The organism is Streptomyces sp. NPDC091292, assembly GCF_044757265.1.
In the GTDB taxonomy this organism is placed as follows: domain Bacteria; phylum Actinomycetota; class Actinomycetes; order Streptomycetales; family Streptomycetaceae; genus Streptomyces.
The window spans coordinates 98,717-119,112 of record NZ_JBIVUQ010000018.1; the positions used below are offsets into that span (position 1 = coordinate 98,717).

Consider the following 20,396-nt stretch of genomic DNA (forward strand, 5'->3'; position numbering starts at 1 on the left):
TCGTCGGTCTCAGGCGACCGGAAGGGATCCGGTCGGCCGGACGTGCGGACCGCGCCGTTCGTCGCCGCCCGGCACGGGCTCGGACGGATCGGCGCCGAGGGCCACGATCCGGTTGTCCCGGTCCACGTGCACGACGCGGGGCCGCAGCGTACGGGCCTCGGCGTCGTCGACCTGAGCGTAACTAATGATGATCACCAGGTCGCCGGGGTCCACGAGGTGGGCGGCGGCGCCGTTGATCCCGATGACACCGGACCCCCGCTCCCCCTCGATGACGTACGTCTCCAGGCGGGCGCCGTTGGTGATGTCGACGATGTGGACGAGTTCGCCGGGCAGCAGATCGGCGCCGTCGAGCAGGTCCGCGTCGATGGTCACGGATCCCACGTAGTGCAGGTCCGCCTGGGTCACAGTGCCGCGATGGATCTTGGACTTGAACATGGTACGCAGCATGAAAACACTCCCGAACCTTGGCTCCCTGCCCGCGTCTGCGCAGGTCAAGGGCTGAGTGCTCAGCCTACGGGCGGGCGGCAGGTTCAGGAAAGGCCCGAAAGGGCCCCCGCCGCGCCCCGGCGCCCGAAAGTGCCGGGGCGCCACGGCCGGCGGGGGCGGCGGTCCGCTATGACTGGTAGGCCGCCGAGATCTGGCCGACCAGGACGGCGAACGGCATGTCGAGGGCGGCGTACAGGTCGCCGGACTCGGGGGCGGCGTTGTCGGCCAGGGCCTCGACCATGAGGGTGGCGTAGTCGCTGAGGACGACGCCCGCCTGCTGCATGCGCAGCAGCCCTGCCTCCCGCTTGGTCGGGCTGAAGGTGCCGGAGGCGTCGACGGTGACGTAGGCGTCGTATCCGGCGGCCGTCGCGGCGATCGCGGGCAGCGCCGCGCACACTTCTAGCGACACCCCGGCGATGATCAGCTTCTGACGGCCGGTGGCCTCGATGGCCTCGCGGACCCGGTCGTCGTGCCAGGCGTTGACGCTGCTGCGGTCGATGATCTTCTGTCCGGCCGGCAGCGCGTCGACCAGTTCGGGGGTGGTCGGCCCCCACATGCTGTCGGCCGCCGTGGTGGTGACGACCAGCGGGATGTCCAGCACGGTCGCCGCCCGCGCCAGCGCCACCACATTGTGCTTCAGCTCGCCGACCGGGATGTCCCGGACGCCGGAGAGCAGACCGACCTGATGGTCGACCAGCACCACGGCGGCGTTCTCCCGGGTGATCGACTCCAGGAACTTGCTGCGCTCAGTCATCTTCCGCTCCTCAGTTAGTCACTATTATTGATAGTCAAGATTGGTGACTACTTGAATCTATACCTCGGCCGTCGGAGGCGCAAGCACGGTGGTCTCAGACGCAAGCACGAGGTTCCGGCCGACCCGGCGGGGCACTCGGCGGGCCACTAAAGTCGGTGGTCACACAGCACAGCGGGCGGACGACCTGACGAACGGGCGGACGGGCGGACGCCGGGACAGGAGAGACGTTGACCGGGCACCAGGCCGCGGAACCGGACCTCGGCGTGCTCGCCGCCCGGATCCTCTTCTCGGTCCAGCGCGAGTTGTTCACCGCGCTCGCCGCACAGGGCTTCGACGACATCCAGCCGCGCGCCGGCGCCGTCCTCGCCTATCTGCGTACCGACGGCATCAGGGCCAGCGATCTCGCCCGCGTCTCCGGACAGCACAAGCAGGTCATCGGCACCCTCATCGACGACCTGGAACGCCTGGGCTATGTCGTACGCAAACCCGACCCGGCGGACCGCCGCGCCAAACTGATCCACCCCACCGACCGCGGCCTGCTCCAGATGGAGGCCGCCGCCTCGATCATGCGCGCGATCGAGGAACGCCACGCGCAGGCGCTGGGCGCGCAGGAGTACGCGACCTTCAAGACCACGCTCCGACGCGTGGCCGAACTCCAGCGCGGGACCGAGCGCGCCGGCTGAAGCACCGCTGCCCGCGGCGAGGCCACCCGCTTCCTGGGGCGGTTAAGTTGGCGCCCGACAGGGACCACCCGCATGCCATCGCCTGGAGGCCGAGATGAAGTCTTCGCCCGTGCACCCCTTCGATCTGCTCGCCGTCGACGGGCTGCTGACGGAGGAGGAGCGTGAGATCCGCCGGACCGTGCGCACCATGGGCGAGCGCGAGCTGCGGCCGTACGTCGCCGAGTGGTTCGAGTCGGGTGAGATCCCGGCCCGTGAACTGGCGCGCAAGCTGGGCGAGTTGGGCGTGCTCGGCATGCATTTGGAGGGGTATGGCTGCGCCGGGACCAGCGCCGTGTCCTACGGCCTGGCCTGTCTCGAACTGGAGGCGGTCGACTCGGGCCTGCGCAGCCTGGTCTCGGTGCAGGGTTCGCTCGCGATGTACGCGATGTGGCAGCACGGCTCGGAGGAGCAGAAGCGGGAGTGGCTGCCGGGCATGGCGGCGGGCGAGAAGATCGGCTGCTTCGGACTCACGGAGCCCGACGCCGGATCCGACCCCGGTGCCATGCGGACGGCCGCTAAGCGCGACGGCTCCGACTGGGTGCTGAACGGCACCAAGATGTGGATCACCAACGGCTCGGTGGCCGACGTGGCCGTCGTCTGGGCCCGTACGGACGACGGAGTGCGGGGCTTCGTGGTGCCCACGGACAGCCCCGGGTTCAGCGCCCCCGAGATCAAGCGGAAGCTCTCGCTGCGGGCCAGCGTGACCAGCGAACTCGTCCTTGAGGACGTCCGGCTGCCCGCCGGTGCGATGCTCCCTGGCGCCCGTGGTCTGTCCGGCCCCCTCGGCTGTCTGAACGAGGCGCGGTTCGGCATCGTCTTCGGTTCGCTCGGCGCCGCCCGTGACTGTCTGGAGACGGCGATCTCGTACGCCCGTGACCGCACGGTCTTCGGCCGCTCGCTCGCCTCGTACCAACTGACGCAGCAGAAGCTGGCGGACATGGCGCTGGAACTCGGCAAGGGCATGCTGCTCGCCCTGCACCTGGGCCGTCTGAAGGACGCCGGGGAACTCTCCGCCGAGCAGGTGAGTGTGGGCAAGCTCAACAACGTGCGCGAGGCCATCGAGATCGCACGGCAGTGCCGCACCGTCCTCGGCGCCAACGGCGTCACCCTGGAGTACCCGGTGATGCGCCACGCCAACAACCTCGAATCGGTGCTCACCTACGAGGGCACCAGCGAGGTCCACACCCTGGTCGTCGGCAAGGCACTCACCGGGGAGGCCGCCTTCCGCTGACCGGCCCGCAGCGGGGATCAGCTCGGCCGGCGGCGGGCCCGCCTCAGCTCCCGGTCGACGGCCCAGGCGTCGGCCACCGGTCCGAGGTGGCCGAGCTTGTCGGGGTTGATCACGGCGCGGATGGTCTGGATCTGCCCGTCGAGCACGTCGAGGACGAGCGTGTGCACGACCTTGCCGTCCCGGTCTCGGAAGATCGCGCCGGGCTGGCCGTTGAGGTCGTGCGGTTCGCATGTGACGTCGATCCGGGGCAGCGAGGGGTAGACGCTGCCCAGCAGCCGGGCCACCTTGTCCGCGCCCGAGACCTCGTGGGCCAGCTGTGGGGCGTTGCCCCCGCCGTCCCCGACGAGTCGCACATCGGCGGCCAGCAGATTCCGCAGCCCGTCCACGTCGCCGTCCTTCAGCGCGTCGAAGAACCGCTCCGCCAGTTCCTGCCGCTCCCGGCGGTCCGCGTCGAACCGTGGCCGCCCGGCCTCCATGTGCCGCCGTGCCCGTACCAGGAGCTGGCGGCACGCCGCCTCCGAACGTCCCACCGCCGACGCGACCTCGTCGAATCCGAAGCCGAACACCTCCCGCAGCAGGAAGACGGCGCGCTCCAGTGGGCTCAGCCGCTCCAGCAGCAGCAACGCGGCGACGGACACCGAGTCGGCCAGCTCCACGGACCGCTCCGGATCCTGGTACGGGTCCTCCAGCAGCGGTTCCGGGAGCCAGGGCCCGGCGTACGTCTCCCGCCGGGCCCGCGCGGACCGCAGTACGTCGATCGCGATCCGGGTCACGGCCGTGGACAGGAAAGCCTTGGTCGACGTGGGCCGGGTCGCCGAGCCGTCGAAGCGCAGCCATGTCTCCTGGACCGCGTCCTCGGCCTCGCTCACGCTGCCGAGAATCCGGTAGGCGAGGGAGAACAGCAGGGGTCGCAGCTCCTCGAACTCCTCGACCTTGCTCATGCCCTTGCTCATGCCCTTGCTCACTCCGGCTCTCCCGTCCCGGGCTTCAGTGGAACTGACCGGCCTTGTACTCGCCCGTGGCCGGCTGCTGCGTGATGATGTTCAGCCGGTTCACCGTGTTCATGAAGGCGATCAGGACCACCAGCGCGCCGAGCTGGTCGTCGTCGTAGTGCTTGGCGGCGTTCGCCCATACCTCGTCACTGACCCCGGTGGCCGCGTCCGCGACCCGGGTGCCCTGCTCGGCCAGCTCAAGGGCGGCCCGCTCCGCGTCGGTGAACACCGTGGCCTCCCGCCATGCCGCCACCAGGTTCAGCCGCACCGGTGTCTCACCGGCCGCGGCGGCCTCCTTGACGTGCATGTCGAGGCAGACCGCGCACCCGTTGATCTGGCTGACGCGCAGCGCCACCAGCTCCTGCGTGGCGGCCGGCAACGCCGACTCCTTGAGCGCCTTCCCCGCCGCCATGAAGGGCCTGATGATCTTGCCGGCGGTCGGGTTGGCGAAGTAGTTCAGTCGCGCTTCCATGAGGTGTGCTCCTCCGTGGTCGTCGGTGCCTGCATCCCCTGAGACGAGGTAGCCCGACGCCCTGTGACACGGCCCGTTGTGACCTGGGTCTCGCCGTGCGTGGCCGCGGCGCCCTAGACGCCCGCCGAGCGGCGGCCCAGGACCGGTTCGGCCAGCAGTCTCGCCATGCCGCAGAGCGTCTGGCCGTGCCGGGCGAAGAGTTGGTCGCGGGAGTCGAAGTGGCCGAGGTCCGCGAGGACGTACGCCGAGAGGTCGCAGGTCGTGCCGCCGGCCGGGCAGACCGTCGTACCGTCCCAGTCGATCGCCGTCCTGGACAGCGCCTCGAAGAGGGTCTCGGTACCGGAGTTGGTGAAGCCGCCGCTGGTCTCCTCGCTCAACTCGTCAAGGCCGCCGAAGAGTTCGGAGACGGGCAGCCAGGGTGCGGTGGGGTGGTCGGCCGGGGACAGCCCTTCGATACGGAACTCCGGCCACGCGAGCAGCACCTGGTCAGGGACGATGCGGTGCAGCCGGGGGAACCGCGGGTACCAGAACGTCCCGTCCACCAGCAGACCGCGCACCCGCGTGGCCACGCCGGACGCCCGCGCGACGGCCTCCAGTACGGCCAGCCGCTGGCTGCACGAGCCGCGGCCCCGGCGCAGCACCTCCGACACGGGCCGCTCGTCCTGCACCGAGTACACCGGCCGCACGGCAGCGGTGATCCGCCGGTGGGCCAGACGCAGGGCCGCCATGTCCCCCGCGCCCTCGCCGACGGTACCGATGCTCCGGACCAGCGAGCCGACGTACGGGTGCCGCCAGTCGAGGATCGCCGTCGGCTCGACACCCCCCGCCACCGCCCCCGCACCGACCGGGACCACGCGTCCACGACCGCGCGGCATGAGAAGCGAACTCGTCACGACGGCATCCCTCTCGTCCAGCACTCTCCGGGCGACTGAGGACATCGTGACAGACAATTTGAACACGTTCAACTCATGGTGGGCCCAGGGCCTGGTGCGATGCCCCGCGCCGCCTCAGCCGCCCGACCCCGAGGCCACGGCGTTGCGCCAGACCGTCAGGTCCAGGGTCATGTACGTGCTCGGCGAATCCTCGCCCGAGAAGCCCTTGACCGTGACGAGCCCCATGTGTCCGGTGCCTGTCGTGACGCAGACCTGCCGGCCCTGCGACAGTTTGTCCACGTAGATGTTCTGTGTGTACCGGGTGTCCGCCCGGCAGGCTTCGAGGGAACCCTCCTGGCCCGGGTCGAGCAGGGCGAGGGTCCCGCCAGTGCTCTCCGCGTCGAGGTATCCGCCGGTGTCGTAGGAGAGTTCGTACCCGCCGTCCTCGCCCTCCTGGGGCCGTACGGGGTCCTCGCCGAGGGTCAGGTGGTAGCCGGCGGTGAGGTTGATGCCCTTGTACGAGCTGGGCTTCGGATCGGCCTTGGGGTCGTCCTTCGGGGTGCTGTCCGCCGCAGGAGGATTCTTACTGCCGGTGTCCCCGCTCGCGCTGCTGTCCGGTGTGCCCTGCGCCGCGCTGTCGCCCTTCGTGTCGTCCCCCTCGCCCCGCGACACGAGGTACGCCCCGCCGGCGACACCGATGACCAGCGCGGCGGCGAGTGCGATGAGGATGCCCTGCTTGCCCGGACCACCCTTCGGCGGCTGCTGCGCCGGCGGCACGGAGTAGCCCGGGTACGTCGGCCCGCCCATGTGGCCCGCGGGGCCCTGGGTCGGGGCGTAGGCGGCGTGGGCGTGCGTCGGGGCGGGGGGTCCCATGGGGTGCTGGGCCATGGGGTATTGGCCCATGGGGTGCTGCGGGGGCTGGGGTGTCGCGGGCGGGCCGTAGCCCGGGGGCGGGGTCGTCGGGGACACCGGGGTCGTGGGGCTGTAGGCCGCGGCCGGAGCGGCGGTCGGCGGCGGCGGGGTCTGGGCGGGCGCGGGGGCCGCGGTACGGACCGTGATGTCGGCGGTGATGGGGGCGGGCAGCCAGTCCTCGGGGCGGCGCAGCACCGTCTCGGCGTTCGCGGACTGGCAGATCGCGATGATGTCGGCGATCGAGGGCCTGGCGACGGGGTCCTTGGCGAGGCAGCGGGTGACCAGTTCCCTCAGCCGCTCGGGGACGCCGGTCAGGTCGGGTTCCTCGTGGACGATCCGGTAGAGCACGCCGTGCGAGGTGCCCTCGCCGAACGCCGGGGTGCCGGTGGCCGCGTACGCCGCCACCTGCCCGAGCGCGAAGATGTCGGTGGCCGCGGTCACCTTGCGTCCAGCGGCCTGTTCCGGGGCCATGAACGACGGGGTGCCGATGGTGACGCCGCTGCCGGTGAGCGAGGTCGCGTCGGCCGCGTAGGCGATACCGAAGTCGATGACGCGGGGCCCGTCGGCGGCCAGCAGGACGTTGGACGGCTTGAGGTCGCGGTGCACGATGCCCGCGCCGTGGATGATGTGCAGCGCCTCCGCCATACCGGCGACCAGCAGCAGCACCGTCTCGACGGGCAACGCCCCGTGCGCGGCGACCGCGTCGGCGAGCGAAGGGCCCGGCACATACGCGGTGGCCAGCCAGGGCTGCGCGCCGTCGGTGTCCGCGTCGATGACGGGCGCGGTGAACAGCCCCTGCACCCGCTGGGCGGACTTCACCTCCTGGGCGAACCGGCGGCGGAACTCGGGGTCCTCGCCGAACTCGGGGCGGATGACCTTGATGGCCACGGCCCGCCCGCCGGGTGTGTACGACAGATACACCTTGCCCATGCCGCCCGCGCCGAGCTTGGCGGCCAGCCGGTATCCGGCGATCGTGGTGGGATCGTCCGCCGCGAGCGGCTGAAAGATCTCCGAAGGGCCACCCTGGCCCGGCTGCTGACCAACCATCACGTCACGTCTCCCCCGTGGAAATGCCTGATGCGTGCCGCACCTTATCCAAGGAGCCTCCGTCACCGCATGTTCCCGTGGGGGGCGCGTGAAGCGAGCCGGAACCGGTCATGAGCTTCCCGTCTGGACGGGCGGGGGGATCCGGCGCCGGAGGAGCCACCCTCAACTTCCTCGGCCCGTCCGACCCCCGCGCACCGGACCAGAAAGGCTCAGATCAGGCTCAGCAAATGCTCCGTGAAGACGCCGGTGCTCGCCGTGCCGCCGAGGTCCGGGGTGAGCGCCTTGCCGGTCGCCAGGGCGTCGGTGAGGGCGCGGGTGATGTCGGCCGATGCCTCCGGGTGGCCCAGGTGGTCGAGCATGAGGGCGGCCGACCAGATGGCGCCGATGGGGTTGGCTATGCCGCGTCCCGCGATGTCGGGGGCCGAGCCGTGGACGGGCTCGAACATCGACGGGTAGTCACGCTTGGGGTTCAGATTCGCGGAGGGCGCGATGCCGATGCTTCCCGCCACGGCCGCGGCGAGATCGCTGAGGATGTCGCCGAACAGGTTGGACGCGACGACCACGTCGAAGCGGCCGGGGTCGAGCACGAACTTGGCCGCGAGGGCGTCGATGTGTTCCTGGTCCCAGACCACCCCCGGGTGCCGGGCGGCCCGTTCCGCGACGATCTCGTCCCAGAACGGCATGGTGTGGACGATCCCGTTCGACTTGGTCGCGGAGGTGAGACGTCCGCTCCGCCGCTCGGCCAGGTCGAACGCGTAGTCCACGACCCGGGTCACACCGGCCCGTGTGAACAGGGACTCCTGGACGGCCAGTTCATCGGCGAAGCCCCGGTTCGCCCGGCCGCCGACCTCGCTGTACTCGCCCTCGACGTTCTCGCGGACCACCACGAAGTCGACATCGCCGGGCAGGGCGGCGCGCAGCGGGCTCGGTACCCCCTCGAAGACGCGGATCGGCCGCAGGTTCACGTACTGGCGGAAGGTGCGGCGGATCGGGATCAGCAGGCCCCAGAGGGAGACGTGGTCGGGCACGCCCGGGTAGCCGACGGCGCCGAGCAGGACGGCGTCGTGGGTCCGCAGCCGCTCCAGGCCGTCCGGCGGCATCATCGCGCCCTCGCGGAGGTAGCGCTCGCAGGACCAGTCGAACTCCTCGTACTCCAGGCCGATGCCGTGGCGGGCGCCGACGGAGTCCAGGACCTGGCGGGCGGCGGGCAGGACTTCGGCGCCGATGCCGTCTCCCGGGATCAGCGCGATGCGGTGGGTCGTCTTCATGGTGTCGATTGCAACAACACCGCAGGTGGCGCGTCCAAGTCGGATCGGCGATGCCCTAAATAGGCAGCGCCTATCGGTGACCGCCCTCCTCCCCCGCCAGCTCCAGGCACGCCCGTGCCGCCGGAGTCAGCTCCGACCGCCTGCTGACCAGCGCGATCCGCAGCACGGCCCGGGGCTCCAGGTCGAGCACCAGCGCACCCGTGCGCTCCGCCAGCCCCCGCCACGCCTCGGTGACCACCGCGAGTCCGACGCCCCCGAGCACCAGCGGCAGGATCGACACCCGGTGCTCGCTCTCCACGGCGACGGTGAAGCCGACGCCCCGCTCCCGCAGCCCGTCCACGAAGGTCCGCATCCCGGTGCCGCGCTGTCCGACGATGAGCCGGTGCCCCTCCAATTCTTCGTACGGGACGGGCCGCCCTGCCGGGAAGGGGCCGTCGGGCGGGGTGATCAGGACGAAGCTCTGTTCGCCCAGCGGGTGGGCGGTCACCTCGCGCTCGGGCAGGGCGCCCGGTGTGGCGAGGAGCCCGAGTTCGCAGGCGCCGGTGCGGACGAGTTCGACGACGTCCCGTGGGGTGAAGGCGGCCCGGATACGGACGACGACGTCCGGGTACCGCTCGGCGAACCGGCGTACCAGACCGCTCAGCGGCTCCACCGCCTGGGACGGCATGGCGGCGATGTCCAGCGCCCCGCCCCGCAGCGACCGCACGGTGCCGACACTGGCCCGCGCCAGCTCCAGGCTGCGCACGGCGGCACGCGCCGGTTCGACCAGGGCGGCGCCGGACTCCGACAGGACCGCCCGGCGTCCGATGCGGTGGAAGAGGCTGCTGCCGAGATCACGCTCCAGGGACTGGATCGCCTGCGAGAGCGTGGGCTGCGACAGATAGAGCGCGGAGGCGGCGCGGTTGAAACCTCCGTGGTCCACGATGGCGAGAAAGTACTCCAGCTGTCTGACGTCCATGGCTCATCTTCGCCCATGTGGGAGCGCTGATAGGGCATACCTATTTGAGGCATCACCGAAGAGTCTTGGACAGATCTCCTCCGGGTTGCTGTCATCTGGGCATGAACGACGAGTTGCTTCCCGGGTTCGCCCGGCGCCGGGTGGACGCCGACGGGGTGGGTGTCCATCTCCGCGTCGCCGGCGAGGGTCCGCCGGTGCTGTTGCTGCACGGGTATCCGCAGACCCATCTCATCTGGCATCACGTCGCTCCCCTGCTCGCCGCCCGGTACACCGTGGTGGTCAGTGATCTGCGGGGATACGGCGACAGCGACAAGCCCGCGTCACTCGCACCCGACCACGGCACCTACTCCAAGCGCGCCATGGCGCACGACCAGTGGCTGGCGATGCGGGCGCTCGGTTTCGACCGGTTCGCGGTCGCCGGGCACGACCGGGGCGGGCGGGTCGGCCACCGGCTCGCGCTCGACCACCCGGAGGCGGTGTCCGCGCTGGCGGTCCTGGACATCGTCCCGACCCGGCACGCGCTGCGCCACGCGGACCTGGACTTCGGCCGCGGCTACTACCACTGGTTCTTCCTCGCCGCGGGCGACGGCATCCCGGAGCGGCTGATCGGCGCCGACCCGGAGTTCTGGGTCCGCACCCGGATGAACGCCCGGCACCACGGCGGCACCCCTTTCCACCCGGCGGCCCTGGACGAGTACGTCCGCTGCTTCGCCGACCCGGCCGCCGTCCACGCGTCCTGCGAGGACTACCGGGCCGCGCTGACGATCGACCTCGCCCATGACGACGCCGACGCGGCGGCCGGGCGGACGGTGGACTGTCCGGTCCTCGCGCTGTGGGGTGAGCACAGCTTCGTCGGCCGCACCTATGACGTGCCGGAGGTGTGGAGCGCGTACGCGAAGGACGTGCGCGGTGCGGCGCTGCCCTGTGACCACTACGTCCCCGAGGAGGCCCCCGCGGAGACCGCGCGGCTCCTGGGGTCCTTCTTCGGCCGGGAAGGCTGACACCGATGATGTCCTCGCACCAGGCAGGCACGGCCCCCGACCCGACCGCCGAGCGCGCGATCGGCCGCCTCGCCGACCTCGTCTCCGTGGAGACGCCGTCGGGTCATGCCCCCGGACTCTCCGCCGTCCACGACGCGTTGACCGCGTGGGCTCCCCCGGGTCTCGGGGCGCCGGAGCGGGTCGTACGGGACGGGGTGCCGCATCTGTACTGGCCGGGCGACGGCGCGCCCGGGGGTGTGCTGCTGCTGGGGCACGCGGACACGGTGTGGCCGCTGGGCACACTCGCCGCGTGGCCGTTCACGCGGGACGGTGACCACCTTTCGGGGCCGGGTGTGTTCGACATGAAGGCGGGTCTGGTGATCGCGCTGGACGCGCTGGAGCGGGCCGGTGACCTCAGGCGTGGCCTCGGGCATGTGCGGCTCCTGGTGACCGGCGACGAGGAGACGGGGTCGCGGACCTCGCGGGACCTGATCGAGGACGCGGCCCGCGACTGCGCGGCCGTGCTCGTCCTGGAGCCCGCCGACGGCGACGCCGCCAAGGTGGCACGCAAGGGCGCGGGGTTCTACCGACTCGCCGTGGACGGGCGGGCGGCACACGCCGGTCTCGAACCGGAGACCGGGGTCAACGCGCTGGTCGAGCTGGCCCATCAGGTAATCGCCGTGAACGGGCTCGGCGACGGCGGCCTCGGGACGACGGTCACCCCGACGGTGGCCCAGGCGGGCACCACGTCGAACACCGTCCCGGAGGCCGCGCACGTGAACATCGACGTACGGGCGTGGGACAAGGCCGAACTGGAGCGTGTGGACGAAGCGTTGCGGTCGCTGACGGCCCGTCATCCGGAGGCGTCCCTGCGGGTGAGCGGAGGTGTGAACCGGCCGCCGCTGGAGCGGGCGCTGTCCGCCGGACTGCTGGAGACGGCCCGGCGGGTGGCCGGGGCGCACGGTCTGCCGGCGGTGGGCGAGGCGCGGGTCGGGGGTGCGTCCGACGGCAATTTCACGGCCGCCCTCGGTGTCCCCACGCTGGACGGTCTCGGGGCCCGCGGGGACGGGGCGCACGCCCGGCACGAGTGGGTCGACGCCCGGTCCCTGGGTCAACGCGCCACCCTGGTCGCCGGTTTGATCGAAGCGCTGAGGCCCTGATGGTGGCCGCCCGGGTCAGCCGCCCGCGTCCACCGCCCCGCGCGCCTTCTCCGCGAGACGGGCCTCAAGGGCGTCGAGGAACAGCTCGATCGCCGCGTCGAACACCCGGGGGTCACCGATGCTGTTCAACCGGTCCGCCTCGGCGGCGATCCGCGGATAGCGGTCGGCGGGCAGCTGGCGGTACTCCAACTCCCAGGCCAGCGCGTCACGTTCGCGGGTCTCGGGGTCGAGGGCGAGGAGTCCGGCCTCCATGCTCGCCAGGGAGCGCACCACGTTCCCGAACACCCTGAGGAACATGGTCGCTTCGGCGCCTTCGAGTCCGGCCCGCTGGATGGCGTCGAGGGCCACTTCGACATTGACGAACTCGGTCGGCCGGCGTGTGGTGCGCGCCGCCATCTCCAGGGCGAACTGCGGATAGCGCAGATAGTGCTCGTGAATGTGGCGGGCCAGGCTGCGCAGATCGTCCCGCCAGGAGTCGGTCGCCTCCAACTTGCCCCCGTAGGACCGGGACCGCAGCGTGTCGATCAGCTCCAGGACCAGTTCGTCCTTGTCCCTGAAGTGCCGGTAGATGGAGGTGGGATGGGCTCCGACCTCCCGGCCCAGCGCCTGGAAGGTCAGCGCGCCGAGCCCTTCGCGGCTCGCCAGGCGCTCCGCCGCGTCGAGGATGACCTGCCTGCTGAGGGTGGCTCGCGGGAGTCGCGGACGCGGGGCGCGGGGGGATCCGCCGCCTGAGGGCTGGGGGGCCATGGGTCTCCTCCTGTGAGGCCGTCGTCGGCCGTGGGGCAGGGCCCGACCCTGCCCCACGCCTTGGCAACGGCGCAAGTCAATGGCATTGACTATCGGACTGCCTACAACCCTTGCTACGAATGTGGCAGCTACCTACGATGTCGCTCACCGCGGCCCGTCGGGACGCGTGCCAGGGAAGGTCGATCACCATGAACCACCCTCTGAGCAGCAGTTCCCCGGGCTCGGGCAGACGGATTCCGATACCCGTGCCGGTCGCGGTCGTCGCGCTGGGGCTCGCCCTGACGAGCTGCACCACGACCCCGGCCGGCCCCGCGAACGGCCGGGATTCGGCCACGACGGCCGTCCGCGAAGGCGGCAGTCTCGTCTTCGGCGCCGAGCAGGAACCCGACTGCGCGGACTGGATCGGCACCTGCGGCGCCTCGATCTGGGGGACGTACATCTTCCAGACCCAGACGATCCCCCGCGTCTTCGACGTACGGCGGAAGGGCGCGGACTGGGTGCCCGTCGCCTCCGAGCTGATGGCGTCGGACCCGGTCGTCTCGAAAGGCGCCCGGCCCACGGTCACGTACCGGCTCAACCCGAAGGCCGTCTGGTCGGACGGGAAGCCGATCACCTCGGCGGACCTGAAGTACACGGCTCTCCAGATCCGTGACGGCAAGAACATCTTCGACAAGACCGGCTACACGGAGATCGCGTCCGTCGCCACCCCCGATCCGGGGACCGCGGTGGTGACCCTGAAGCGGCCCTACGGAAGCTGGAAGGGTCTGTTCAGCGGCTCGTACGGGGTGTTGCCCAGCCATCTCCTCGACGGCAGGGACCGTACGGCGGCGATGAAGGACGGCTACCAGTTCAGCGGTGGGCCGTGGAAGCTGGAGAAGTGGGTCAGGGGCACCTCGCTGACGCTGGTTCCCAACGACCGCTACTGGGGGAAGAAGCCGCACCTGTCCAAGGTGACGTTCCAGTTCACGAGTGACACGGCCGCCGCGTTCCAGGCGTTCCGCACCGGTCAGCTCGACGCGCTGTACCCGTCGCCGCAGATGGATGTGATCGACCAGATCAAGTCGGGGCTGCCGAACGCGTCCGTACGGACCGAGGCCCGCACCGGAAGCCTCGAAGCGCTGTGGATGAACAACGCGCGCTTCCCCTTCGACTCCGCCCCGGTGCGCCGGGCGGTCTCCTACGCGATCGACCGCGAGGCGCTCGTCGAGCGGCTGTACGGACCGCTGGGCGTGAAGGAGCCCGCGCAGAGCTTCAACTCGCCGCTCGTCTCACGGTACGCGGGCACGGACTTCTCCCAGTACTCCCTCTATCTCACGAAGGTCGACGAGATCATGAAGGCGGACGGGTGGGCGAAGGGCGGCGACGGCATCTGGGCCAAGGACGGGCGCAAGGCCCGGTTCACCATCACCTCCATGGCCGGCAACAAGCGGCGTGAGCTGACCCAGCAGATCCTCCAGACCCAGTTGGAGAAGGCCGGGTTCGCGATGAGCATCAAGAACACCAGCGCCGCCAACCTGTTCGCCAAGGTGGCTCCGGCCGGCGACTTCGACCTGGGCCTGTGGACGCTGGTCGACACCTTCCCCGAGCCGTCGCTCGGCGCCAGCTTCCGCTCCGAGGCCATCCCGTCGGCGGCCAACGGCAACGCGGGCATCAACTTCATGCGGGTCCGCATCCCCGCCCTCGATCCGCTGCTCGGCGATGTCGCGGCGGCCATGGACGACACGGCGCGCCGGACGGAATCGCTGAAGGCCGAGCGGATCATCGCCGACGAGGTGCCCTCGCTGCCGCTGAGCGCGATCCCGAACGTGCTGCTGTGGAACAAGCGGGTCGGCGGCCCCCTCTCGATCAACCCGGTGGAGGGCCCCTGGTGGAACCTGGCCGACTGGGGAAGGGCCGAGTGACACCGCCATGCTGACCTTTCTCGCCCGACGGCTGCTGTACTCCGTCCCCGTCCTCGCCGTGGCGTCGTTCATCCTCTTCTGGGCAGTGCGGGCCACCTTCGATCCGCTGGCCAAGCTGCGCCAGAGCCAGGACCCGGCCGCGCTGGCCCGGGAGACCGCCCGGCTCGGTCTGGACCGTTCGGTGACCGAGCAGTACGGGCTGTGGATGAAGGCGTTCGTCACCGGTGACTGGGGCACCAGTACCCGCACCGGTGGCGCGGTGCCCGGAATGATCGGCTCCGCGCTCGGCACCACCCTGCAACTCATCGGCTGGGGCGTCCTGTTCGCGGTGCTGCTCGCCGTCGCCATCGGCCTCTACTCGGCGTCCCGGCAGTACTCGCTCGGCGACTACACCTTCACCACGCTGTCGTACCTCGGGATCGCGATGCCGCCGTTCTGGGTGGGGCTGATCCTCATCCAGGTGCTCGCGGTCTGGCCGCAGCAGCAGTTCGGCCTCGATCAACCGCCGCTGTACTTCGTCGGGCTGCACTCACCGGGCAGCAGCGGACTGAACCTCGACTACTTCCGGCATCTCGCGCTGCCCGTCCTCACGCTCACCGTCAGCCTGGTGGCGAGCTGGTCCCGGTTCAGCCGCGCCTCCCTCCTGGAATCGCTGTCCGGGGACTATGTGCGGACCGCGCGCGCCAAGGGGGTCCCTCGGCACCGGATCCTCGTCCGGCACGCGCTGCGGAACTCCGTCGCCCCGCTGGTCACCGTCGTCGCGATGGACGCGGCGCTGCTGTTCGGCGGTCTGGTGGTCACCGAGCAGATCTACGCGATCCCCGGCATGGGCCGGCTCTTCCTCGACTCCATGCTGGCCGGGGACGTGTTCACGCTGGTGCCGTGGATGCTCGTGGTCGCCCTCGCGATGATCCTCCTCAACCTGCTCGCCGATGTCGCCTACGCCCTCCTCGACCCACGGGTGGTCCTGAGATGAACGCCCCCAGCACAGCGTCGCCCCCCACCCCGCCGCCGTCCGCCGGCGCGCTCGCGCCGGACGGCACCGAACCCGGCCCGAGGCGGACCACGCTCAGGCGGTTCCTGCGGCACCGTCTCGCCGTCGTCGGCCTGTTCGTACTGGTCGCCCTCGCCGTGGGCTGCTTCGGCGCCGACTGGGTGGCCCCGTACCCCCGTAACGCGCAGGACGTCCTCCTCGGCGCGACGCCGCCGTCCGGCGCGCACTGGCTGGGCACCGATCAGCTCGGCCGCGACTATCTGAGCGAGGTGCTGTACGCGGGCCGGATCTCACTGGCGATCGGGCTGAGCGTGGCGGTCCTGTCCACCGCGGTCGGCACCGTCCTGGGCGGGCTCGCCGGATATCTCGGGGGCTGGGCCGAGGAGTGGACGATGCGAGTGACCGATCTGTTCCTGGTGGTCCCCGCGATCGCCGTGCTCGCCCTGGCCATCCAGGGGCTCGGCTCCTCGCCGGTGACCATCGTCCTGGTGCTGACGGCGCTCGGCTGGACGCTGATCGCCCGGGTGGTGCGGGCCCAGGTGCTCAGTCTGCGCGAGAAGGAGTACATCGACGCGGCACGAGTCCTCGGGGTCTCCGATCTGCGCATCCTCTGGCGCCATCTGCTGCCGAACCTGCTCGGTGTGATCGTCGTCAATGTGTCGCTGTCCGTGGCCGGTGCGGTGATCCTCGAATCCACCCTGAGCTTCCTCGGATTCGGTGTGCAGCCACCCCGGTCGAGCTGGGGCAACATGCTCAGCCAGGCGTCCGGGATGGTCGGCACCTCGCAGTCGTATCTGCTGTACGCGCCGGGCGCGGCGATCCTGCTCACCGTGCTCGCGGTGAACTTCGTCGGCGACGGTCTGCGCGACGCCTTCGACCCTCAGGGGAGGCACTGATGCCGGAGGTACGGGACCCGGAGGTGCGGCAGCCGGGCGGGGAACCCCTGCTCCAGGTCAGGGATCTGACGGTGCGTTACGCGAGTGACGAGGGGCCGGTCACCGCCGTGGACGGGATCAGCTTCGACGTCGGCCCCGGGGAGACCCTGGGCATCGTCGGGGAGTCCGGTTCGGGCAAGAGCGCCGCGTCGATGGCGCTGATGGGCCTGTTGCCGCGTTCCGCGGAGGTGACCGGGTCGGTCCGGCTGCGCGGCCGGGAGCTGCTGGGGCTCGCGGACGGCCGGATGCGGGAGATCCGGGGGCGGCACATCGCGGTGATCTTCCAGGACGCGCTGTCCGCGCTCAATCCGATGATGACGGTCGGCGCGCAACTGACCGAAGCCGTCCTCGTCCACCACCCGGACCGGACCGCGCGCGAGCTGCGGCGGCGGGCCGAGGAGCTGTTCGACCTGGTCGGCATCGCCTCGGCGGCGACCCGGCTCGACCAGTACCCGCACGAGTTCTCCGGCGGTATGCGTCAGCGCGCCCTCATCGCCATGGGCATCGCGAACGACCCCGACATCCTGATCGCCGACGAGCCCACCACGGCGCTCGACGTCACCGTGCAGGCGCAGGTGCTCGACGTCATCGAGCGGGTGCAGCAGGGGACCGGTACGGCGGTGCTCCTCATCACGCACGACCTCGGCGTGGTGGCGGGGCTCGCGGACCGGGTCATGGTGATGTACGCGGGCGCCAAGCTGGAGGAGGGCCCGGTCGAGTCGATCTTCTACGAGCCGGCGCATCCGTACACCAGTGGACTGCTGGCCGCACTCCCCCGCGTCGACCGCAGGACCGGACGGCTGCACCCCATCCCGGGGCAGCCGCCGCTGCCGCACTCCCGTCCAGCGGGCTGCCCCTTCCAGCCGCGCTGCGCCCACGCCGACCCGGGCGTGTGCTCCTCCGTGACCTCGGCGACCTCGGCGACCACTCAGGTCTCCCCGGGTCACACCACCAACTGCGTGCGGGTGCACGAGATTGCGAGCGTGGGACGGTGACCACGACAGCGGCTGTGACAGAGACCGCGGCGGCCGACGGCCCGGCGATCGAGATCAGGGACCTGGTGGCCGATTACCGGCTCACGAAGCGGCTCGGCGGCCACACCGGATCGGTACGGGCCGTCGCCGGGCTCAGTCTCACAGTGCCCCGGGGCCGGACCACGGGCCTGGTCGGCGAGACCGGCTGCGGCAAGAGCACACTCGGGCGCACGCTGGTCCGGCTGGTGCGGCCGACGAGCGGTGACGTGATCGCGGGCGGTATCGATGTCGCCGCGGCCAAGGGCGCCGAGCTGCGCCGCCTGCGCCGCACGGTGCAACTCGTGTTCCAGGACCCGTACGCCTCGCTCAACCCCCGTATGAGCGTACGGGCGTTGCTCACCGAACCGCTCACCGTGCACGGGCTGCACGAGGGGCACACCGCGCGGCGGGTCGGGGAACTCCTGGAGCTGGTCGGGCTGAACCCGGCGCACGCCGACCGGTTTCCGCACGAGTTCTCCGGCGGGCAGCGGCAGCGCATCGGTATCGCCCGCGCGCTCGCCGTCGAGCCCGGGATCCTGGTCCTCGACGAACCCGTCTCCGCGCTGGACGTCAGTGTGCAGGCGGGCGTGATCAATCTCCTGGAGGACCTTCAGCGGGACCTCGGTCTCAGCTATCTGTTCATCGCCCACGATCTGTCGGTGGTCCGGCAGATCAGTCACGAGGTCGCGGTGATGTATCTGGGCCGGGTGGTCGAACACGGGCCGGTCGACGCGCTGTACGAAAGTCCGGCGCACCCCTACACGCGGGCGCTGCTGTCGGCGGTGCCCGTTCCGGACCCGCGGGTCGAACGGGCCCGCCGGCGGATCGTGCTGACCGGTGACGTGCCGAGCCCGATGTCTCCGCCGTCGGGGTGCCGTTTCCGTACCCGCTGCTGGATGGCGACGGAGCTGTGCGCGTCGACCGTTCCGCCGCCGGTCGAGGTGGGCGCCGGGCACCGGGCGGCGTGCCACTACCCGGACCGCACCGACGCACCCACGGCCGCGACCACCTCCCCGACCTCCGCGGCCTCGGCCGCCTCGACCGGAAATGGAGTGTGACCATGACGGTCACCTGGCAGCAGTACTTTCACGCCCGCCGGTTCCAGACGCTGCGCAGGGGGCGCGGCGAGGGAGACCTGGAACTGGTCGTCACCGACACGGAGGACGGACCCGGACTCGCCCTGTGGGATGTCGCCCGCGATCAACTGACTTATCTGGAAGGTGACTTCGGGGATGTGCAGGAGTCGGTGCTCACCTCGGACGGGAAGGCCGCGCTGATCCTGCGCGACGATCACGGCTCCGAGGTCGGGCATGTCTGGCACACCCCGCTGGACGGCTCGGCGGCCACGAATCTCACTCCCGGCCTGCCGCCGTATGTTCTGCGGGGGATAGATGTGACGCGCTCCTCCACCCGGATCGTCCTCACCGCCGTCTCCTCCGAGGGCTTCCGCCTCCTGCTGGCCGACAGTGAACGGCCCACGGATCCCCGGGTGTTGTACTCCTCGCCGAACGAGGCGTGGAACGGTCTGATCTCCGCCGACGGACGGTTCGCCTCCGTCGACACCACCGATCACAACCCGGGCATACGCCGCTTCGCGGTCACCGTGGTCGGCATCGACGACCCGGAGTTCACGGCGACCCTCAGCGATGGCCCGGACGCCCCGGTACGCGGCCTGCGGTTCTCGCCGGTGCCCGGCGACCCGCGCATCCTGGTCAGCACCGAGCGCGCGGGCGGCTACGCCCGCCCCTGCGTATGGAATCCCCTGGACGGCAGCCGCGTGGACGTGGAAGCGCCCGAACTGCGGGGTGACGTGGTCGCGCTCGACTGGTCCCCCGGCGCGACCCGGATCCTGGCCGTCCATGTCGACGCCGGGGTGCACCGGGTCCTGGAGTACGACCTGACGACCGGCGGTCTCGCGGCCGTACCGCACCCGGACGGCGCGTACTTCGAACCCGACGTGGCCGACACACATCTGCACATCTGGGCGTCGCACTACGGGGCCGACGACGAGATACGGCTGCTGCGGCAGCGGTTCGACCTGCCGCTGAGTGTGCTGCGGATCGACCGGTCGGGCACACGGGACCTGACCTCGCCGCTCACGGGTCCGCCCGGTCCGGCGGGCACACCTCTGCGGTCCCTCACGGTGACGTCGGCCGACGGGACGGACGTACAACTCTGGGCGGCAAGCCCGCCGAACGCCACCGCGCCGGGACCGCTGGTCCTGTACCTGCACGGCGGCCCCAACATGGTCACCGTGGACCACTATTCGCCGGAGGCGCAGGCGTGGCTCGCGGACGGTGTCGGGTACGCGGCGCTCAACTACCGGGGCTCCGTGACCTTCGGCCGCGACTTCCGGGAGGGGTTCCTCGGCACCGTCGGGGACCGGGAGATCGAGGACATCGAGGCGGCGGTGCACCGACTCGTCGACGACGGCTACGCCCACAAGGACCAGGTCTTCGTCACCGGCGTCTCGTACGGCGGCTTCCTCACCCTGCTCTCGCTCGGCCGGCTGCCCGAACTCTTCGCGGGCGGACTGGCGTTCGTCCCGATGGCGGACTGGGTCACCGGCTACCGGGACATGAACCCGGCGCTCCGGCCGGCCTGGCGCAACTTCATCGGCGGCACCCCCGAAGAGGTCCCCGACCGCTACCGCCACTCCTCACCGATCACCTACGTCGACCAGGTCCGCGCCCCGGTCTGGATCAGCCAGGCATCCCACGACACCCGCACACCCCCCGCCCAGGTGCACGGCTACGCCCGCGCCCTGGAGGCCGCGGGCGGCGACGTCGTGGTGGACTGGTACACGGGCGGCCACGAAACAACAAGCCGCACCAAGTCCGAAACGGACCACACCCACATGAGAGCCTTGCTCAGGTCAGCCCTGAACGGCACCCCTTGGTCCCACTCCCCGGTGACCCCACCACCGCAGCCACCGCAGACGACCTGAGCGAC

General features: G+C 71.0%; 19 protein-coding genes. 10 read left to right on the plus strand and 9 right to left on the minus strand.

Annotation, left to right across the window (positions count from 1 at the left end):
* Positions 1-9 precede the first annotated feature (9 nt).
* On the minus strand, positions 10-447 hold the full coding sequence (gene panD / locus ACIQNU_RS34365) for an aspartate 1-decarboxylase (RefSeq protein ID WP_401373846.1): 438 nt from the start codon (positions 445-447) through the stop codon (positions 10-12).
* Positions 448-613: 166 nt separating this feature from the next.
* On the minus strand, positions 614-1,240 hold the full coding sequence (locus ACIQNU_RS34370) for an isochorismatase family protein (protein WP_401373847.1): 627 nt from the start codon (positions 1,238-1,240) through the stop codon (positions 614-616).
* 227 nt (positions 1,241-1,467) lie between these two features.
* Between ACIQNU_RS34370 and ACIQNU_RS34375 the strand changes: the two genes are divergently transcribed.
* Complete coding sequence (locus ACIQNU_RS34375; RefSeq protein WP_401373849.1) at positions 1,468-1,923, plus strand: MarR family winged helix-turn-helix transcriptional regulator; 456 nt, start codon at positions 1,468-1,470, stop codon at positions 1,921-1,923.
* 94 nt (positions 1,924-2,017) lie between these two features.
* Complete coding sequence (locus tag ACIQNU_RS34380; protein WP_401373851.1) at positions 2,018-3,193, plus strand: acyl-CoA dehydrogenase family protein; 1,176 nt, start codon at positions 2,018-2,020, stop codon at positions 3,191-3,193.
* A gap of 17 nt (positions 3,194-3,210) precedes the next feature.
* On the opposite strand, the gene ACIQNU_RS34385 is transcribed toward ACIQNU_RS34380, so the two are convergent.
* The 6 genes from ACIQNU_RS34385 to ACIQNU_RS34410 form a co-directional block, all read right to left on the minus strand.
* Positions 3,211-4,134, minus strand: coding sequence for an RNA polymerase sigma-70 factor (locus ACIQNU_RS34385; protein WP_401373955.1), 924 nt, complete (start codon positions 4,132-4,134; stop codon positions 3,211-3,213).
* A 46-nt stretch (positions 4,135-4,180) separates the two neighbouring features.
* Positions 4,181-4,657: a carboxymuconolactone decarboxylase family protein gene (locus ACIQNU_RS34390; protein ID WP_401373852.1), complete on the minus strand. Its 477-nt coding sequence runs from the start codon at positions 4,655-4,657 to the stop codon at positions 4,181-4,183.
* A 113-nt stretch (positions 4,658-4,770) separates the two neighbouring features.
* A complete protein-coding gene (locus tag ACIQNU_RS34395; RefSeq protein WP_401373854.1) occupies positions 4,771-5,550 on the minus strand; it encodes a transglutaminase domain-containing protein in 780 nt (259 codons plus the stop codon).
* Positions 5,551-5,664: 114 nt separating this feature from the next.
* Positions 5,665-7,488, minus strand: a complete 1,824-nt coding sequence (locus ACIQNU_RS34400) for a protein kinase (RefSeq protein ID WP_401373855.1) — start codon at positions 7,486-7,488, stop codon at positions 5,665-5,667.
* Between the two features lie 209 nt (positions 7,489-7,697).
* The gene (locus tag ACIQNU_RS34405; protein WP_401373857.1) at positions 7,698-8,756 is read right to left on the minus strand and encodes a tartrate dehydrogenase; all 1,059 of its coding nucleotides are present in this window, start codon (positions 8,754-8,756) and stop codon (positions 7,698-7,700) included.
* A 70-nt stretch (positions 8,757-8,826) separates the two neighbouring features.
* The gene (locus ACIQNU_RS34410) at positions 8,827-9,714 is read right to left on the minus strand and encodes a LysR family transcriptional regulator (RefSeq protein ID WP_401373858.1); all 888 of its coding nucleotides are present in this window, start codon (positions 9,712-9,714) and stop codon (positions 8,827-8,829) included.
* Positions 9,715-9,815: 101 nt separating this feature from the next.
* On the opposite strand from ACIQNU_RS34410, the gene ACIQNU_RS34415 reads away from it, so the two are divergent.
* Together ACIQNU_RS34415 and ACIQNU_RS34420 are read left to right on the plus strand one after the other, a co-directional pair.
* Complete coding sequence (locus ACIQNU_RS34415) at positions 9,816-10,715, plus strand: alpha/beta fold hydrolase (protein ID WP_401373860.1); 900 nt, start codon at positions 9,816-9,818, stop codon at positions 10,713-10,715.
* Between the two features lie 5 nt (positions 10,716-10,720).
* Positions 10,721-11,854, plus strand: a complete 1,134-nt coding sequence (locus ACIQNU_RS34420; RefSeq protein ID WP_401373862.1) for a M20/M25/M40 family metallo-hydrolase — start codon at positions 10,721-10,723, stop codon at positions 11,852-11,854.
* 15 nt (positions 11,855-11,869) lie between these two features.
* Here ACIQNU_RS34420 and ACIQNU_RS34425 read toward each other — a convergent pair whose 3' ends face one another.
* Positions 11,870-12,601 carry a TetR/AcrR family transcriptional regulator gene (locus ACIQNU_RS34425; RefSeq protein WP_401373863.1) on the minus strand — a complete coding sequence of 244 codons (732 nt, stop codon included), beginning with the start codon at positions 12,599-12,601 and terminating at the stop codon, positions 11,870-11,872.
* A gap of 188 nt (positions 12,602-12,789) precedes the next feature.
* Between ACIQNU_RS34425 and ACIQNU_RS34430 the strand changes: the two genes are divergently transcribed.
* Genes ACIQNU_RS34430 through ACIQNU_RS34455 form a run of 6 tightly spaced genes read left to right on the plus strand, consistent with a single transcriptional unit; the run spans position 12,790 to position 20,391 of the window.
* Positions 12,790-14,502: a peptide ABC transporter substrate-binding protein gene (locus ACIQNU_RS34430; protein ID WP_401373865.1), complete on the plus strand. Its 1,713-nt coding sequence runs from the start codon at positions 12,790-12,792 to the stop codon at positions 14,500-14,502.
* Between the two features lie 7 nt (positions 14,503-14,509).
* Entirely contained in the window at positions 14,510-15,478 is a 969-nt protein-coding gene (locus tag ACIQNU_RS34435) for an ABC transporter permease (protein ID WP_401373867.1), read from the plus strand.
* Positions 15,475-16,392 (plus strand): ABC transporter permease, encoded by a 918-nt coding sequence (locus ACIQNU_RS34440; RefSeq protein WP_401373869.1) that lies wholly within the window; start codon positions 15,475-15,477, stop codon positions 16,390-16,392. The genes ACIQNU_RS34435 and ACIQNU_RS34440 overlap by 4 nt, the downstream gene beginning before the upstream one ends.
* The gene (locus tag ACIQNU_RS34445; protein WP_401373871.1) at positions 16,392-17,426 is read left to right on the plus strand and encodes an ABC transporter ATP-binding protein; all 1,035 of its coding nucleotides are present in this window, start codon (positions 16,392-16,394) and stop codon (positions 17,424-17,426) included. The genes ACIQNU_RS34440 and ACIQNU_RS34445 overlap by 1 nt, the downstream gene beginning before the upstream one ends.
* Before the next feature lie 14 nt (positions 17,427-17,440).
* Positions 17,441-18,502: an ABC transporter ATP-binding protein gene (locus ACIQNU_RS34450; RefSeq protein WP_401373873.1), complete on the plus strand. Its 1,062-nt coding sequence runs from the start codon at positions 17,441-17,443 to the stop codon at positions 18,500-18,502.
* 2 nt (positions 18,503-18,504) lie between these two features.
* On the plus strand, positions 18,505-20,391 hold the full coding sequence (locus ACIQNU_RS34455) for a prolyl oligopeptidase family serine peptidase (protein WP_401373874.1): 1,887 nt from the start codon (positions 18,505-18,507) through the stop codon (positions 20,389-20,391).
* Positions 20,392-20,396 lie beyond the last annotated feature (5 nt).

What these genes read in the sequence shown, in the direction of transcription:
- ACIQNU_RS34420 (WP_401373862.1), top strand. Translation starts at nt 10,721, where the DNA reads ATGATGTCCTCGCACCAGGCAGGCACGGCCCCCGACCCGACCGCCGAG.
- ACIQNU_RS34370 (WP_401373847.1), bottom strand. Translation starts at nt 1,240, where the DNA reads ATGACTGAGCGCAGCAAGTTCCTGGAGTCGATCACCCGGGAGAACGCC.
- ACIQNU_RS34440 (WP_401373869.1), top strand. Translation starts at nt 15,475, where the DNA reads ATGAACGCCCCCAGCACAGCGTCGCCCCCCACCCCGCCGCCGTCCGCC.
- ACIQNU_RS34390 (WP_401373852.1), bottom strand. Translation starts at nt 4,657, where the DNA reads ATGGAAGCGCGACTGAACTACTTCGCCAACCCGACCGCCGGCAAGATC.
- ACIQNU_RS34425 (WP_401373863.1), bottom strand. Translation starts at nt 12,601, where the DNA reads ATGGCCCCCCAGCCCTCAGGCGGCGGATCCCCCCGCGCCCCGCGTCCG.
- panD (WP_401373846.1), bottom strand. Translation starts at nt 447, where the DNA reads ATGCTGCGTACCATGTTCAAGTCCAAGATCCATCGCGGCACTGTGACC.
- ACIQNU_RS34405 (WP_401373857.1), bottom strand. Translation starts at nt 8,756, where the DNA reads ATGAAGACGACCCACCGCATCGCGCTGATCCCGGGAGACGGCATCGGC.
- ACIQNU_RS34445 (WP_401373871.1), top strand. Translation starts at nt 16,392, where the DNA reads ATGCCGGAGGTACGGGACCCGGAGGTGCGGCAGCCGGGCGGGGAACCC.
- ACIQNU_RS34455 (WP_401373874.1), top strand. Translation starts at nt 18,505, where the DNA reads ATGACGGTCACCTGGCAGCAGTACTTTCACGCCCGCCGGTTCCAGACG.
- ACIQNU_RS34380 (WP_401373851.1), top strand. Translation starts at nt 2,018, where the DNA reads ATGAAGTCTTCGCCCGTGCACCCCTTCGATCTGCTCGCCGTCGACGGG.
- ACIQNU_RS34410 (WP_401373858.1), bottom strand. Translation starts at nt 9,714, where the DNA reads ATGGACGTCAGACAGCTGGAGTACTTTCTCGCCATCGTGGACCACGGA.
- ACIQNU_RS34435 (WP_401373867.1), top strand. Translation starts at nt 14,510, where the DNA reads ATGCTGACCTTTCTCGCCCGACGGCTGCTGTACTCCGTCCCCGTCCTC.
- ACIQNU_RS34400 (WP_401373855.1), bottom strand. Translation starts at nt 7,488, where the DNA reads ATGGTTGGTCAGCAGCCGGGCCAGGGTGGCCCTTCGGAGATCTTTCAG.
- ACIQNU_RS34430 (WP_401373865.1), top strand. Translation starts at nt 12,790, where the DNA reads ATGAACCACCCTCTGAGCAGCAGTTCCCCGGGCTCGGGCAGACGGATT.
- ACIQNU_RS34415 (WP_401373860.1), top strand. Translation starts at nt 9,816, where the DNA reads ATGAACGACGAGTTGCTTCCCGGGTTCGCCCGGCGCCGGGTGGACGCC.
- ACIQNU_RS34385 (WP_401373955.1), bottom strand. Translation starts at nt 4,134, where the DNA reads ATGAGCAAGGTCGAGGAGTTCGAGGAGCTGCGACCCCTGCTGTTCTCC.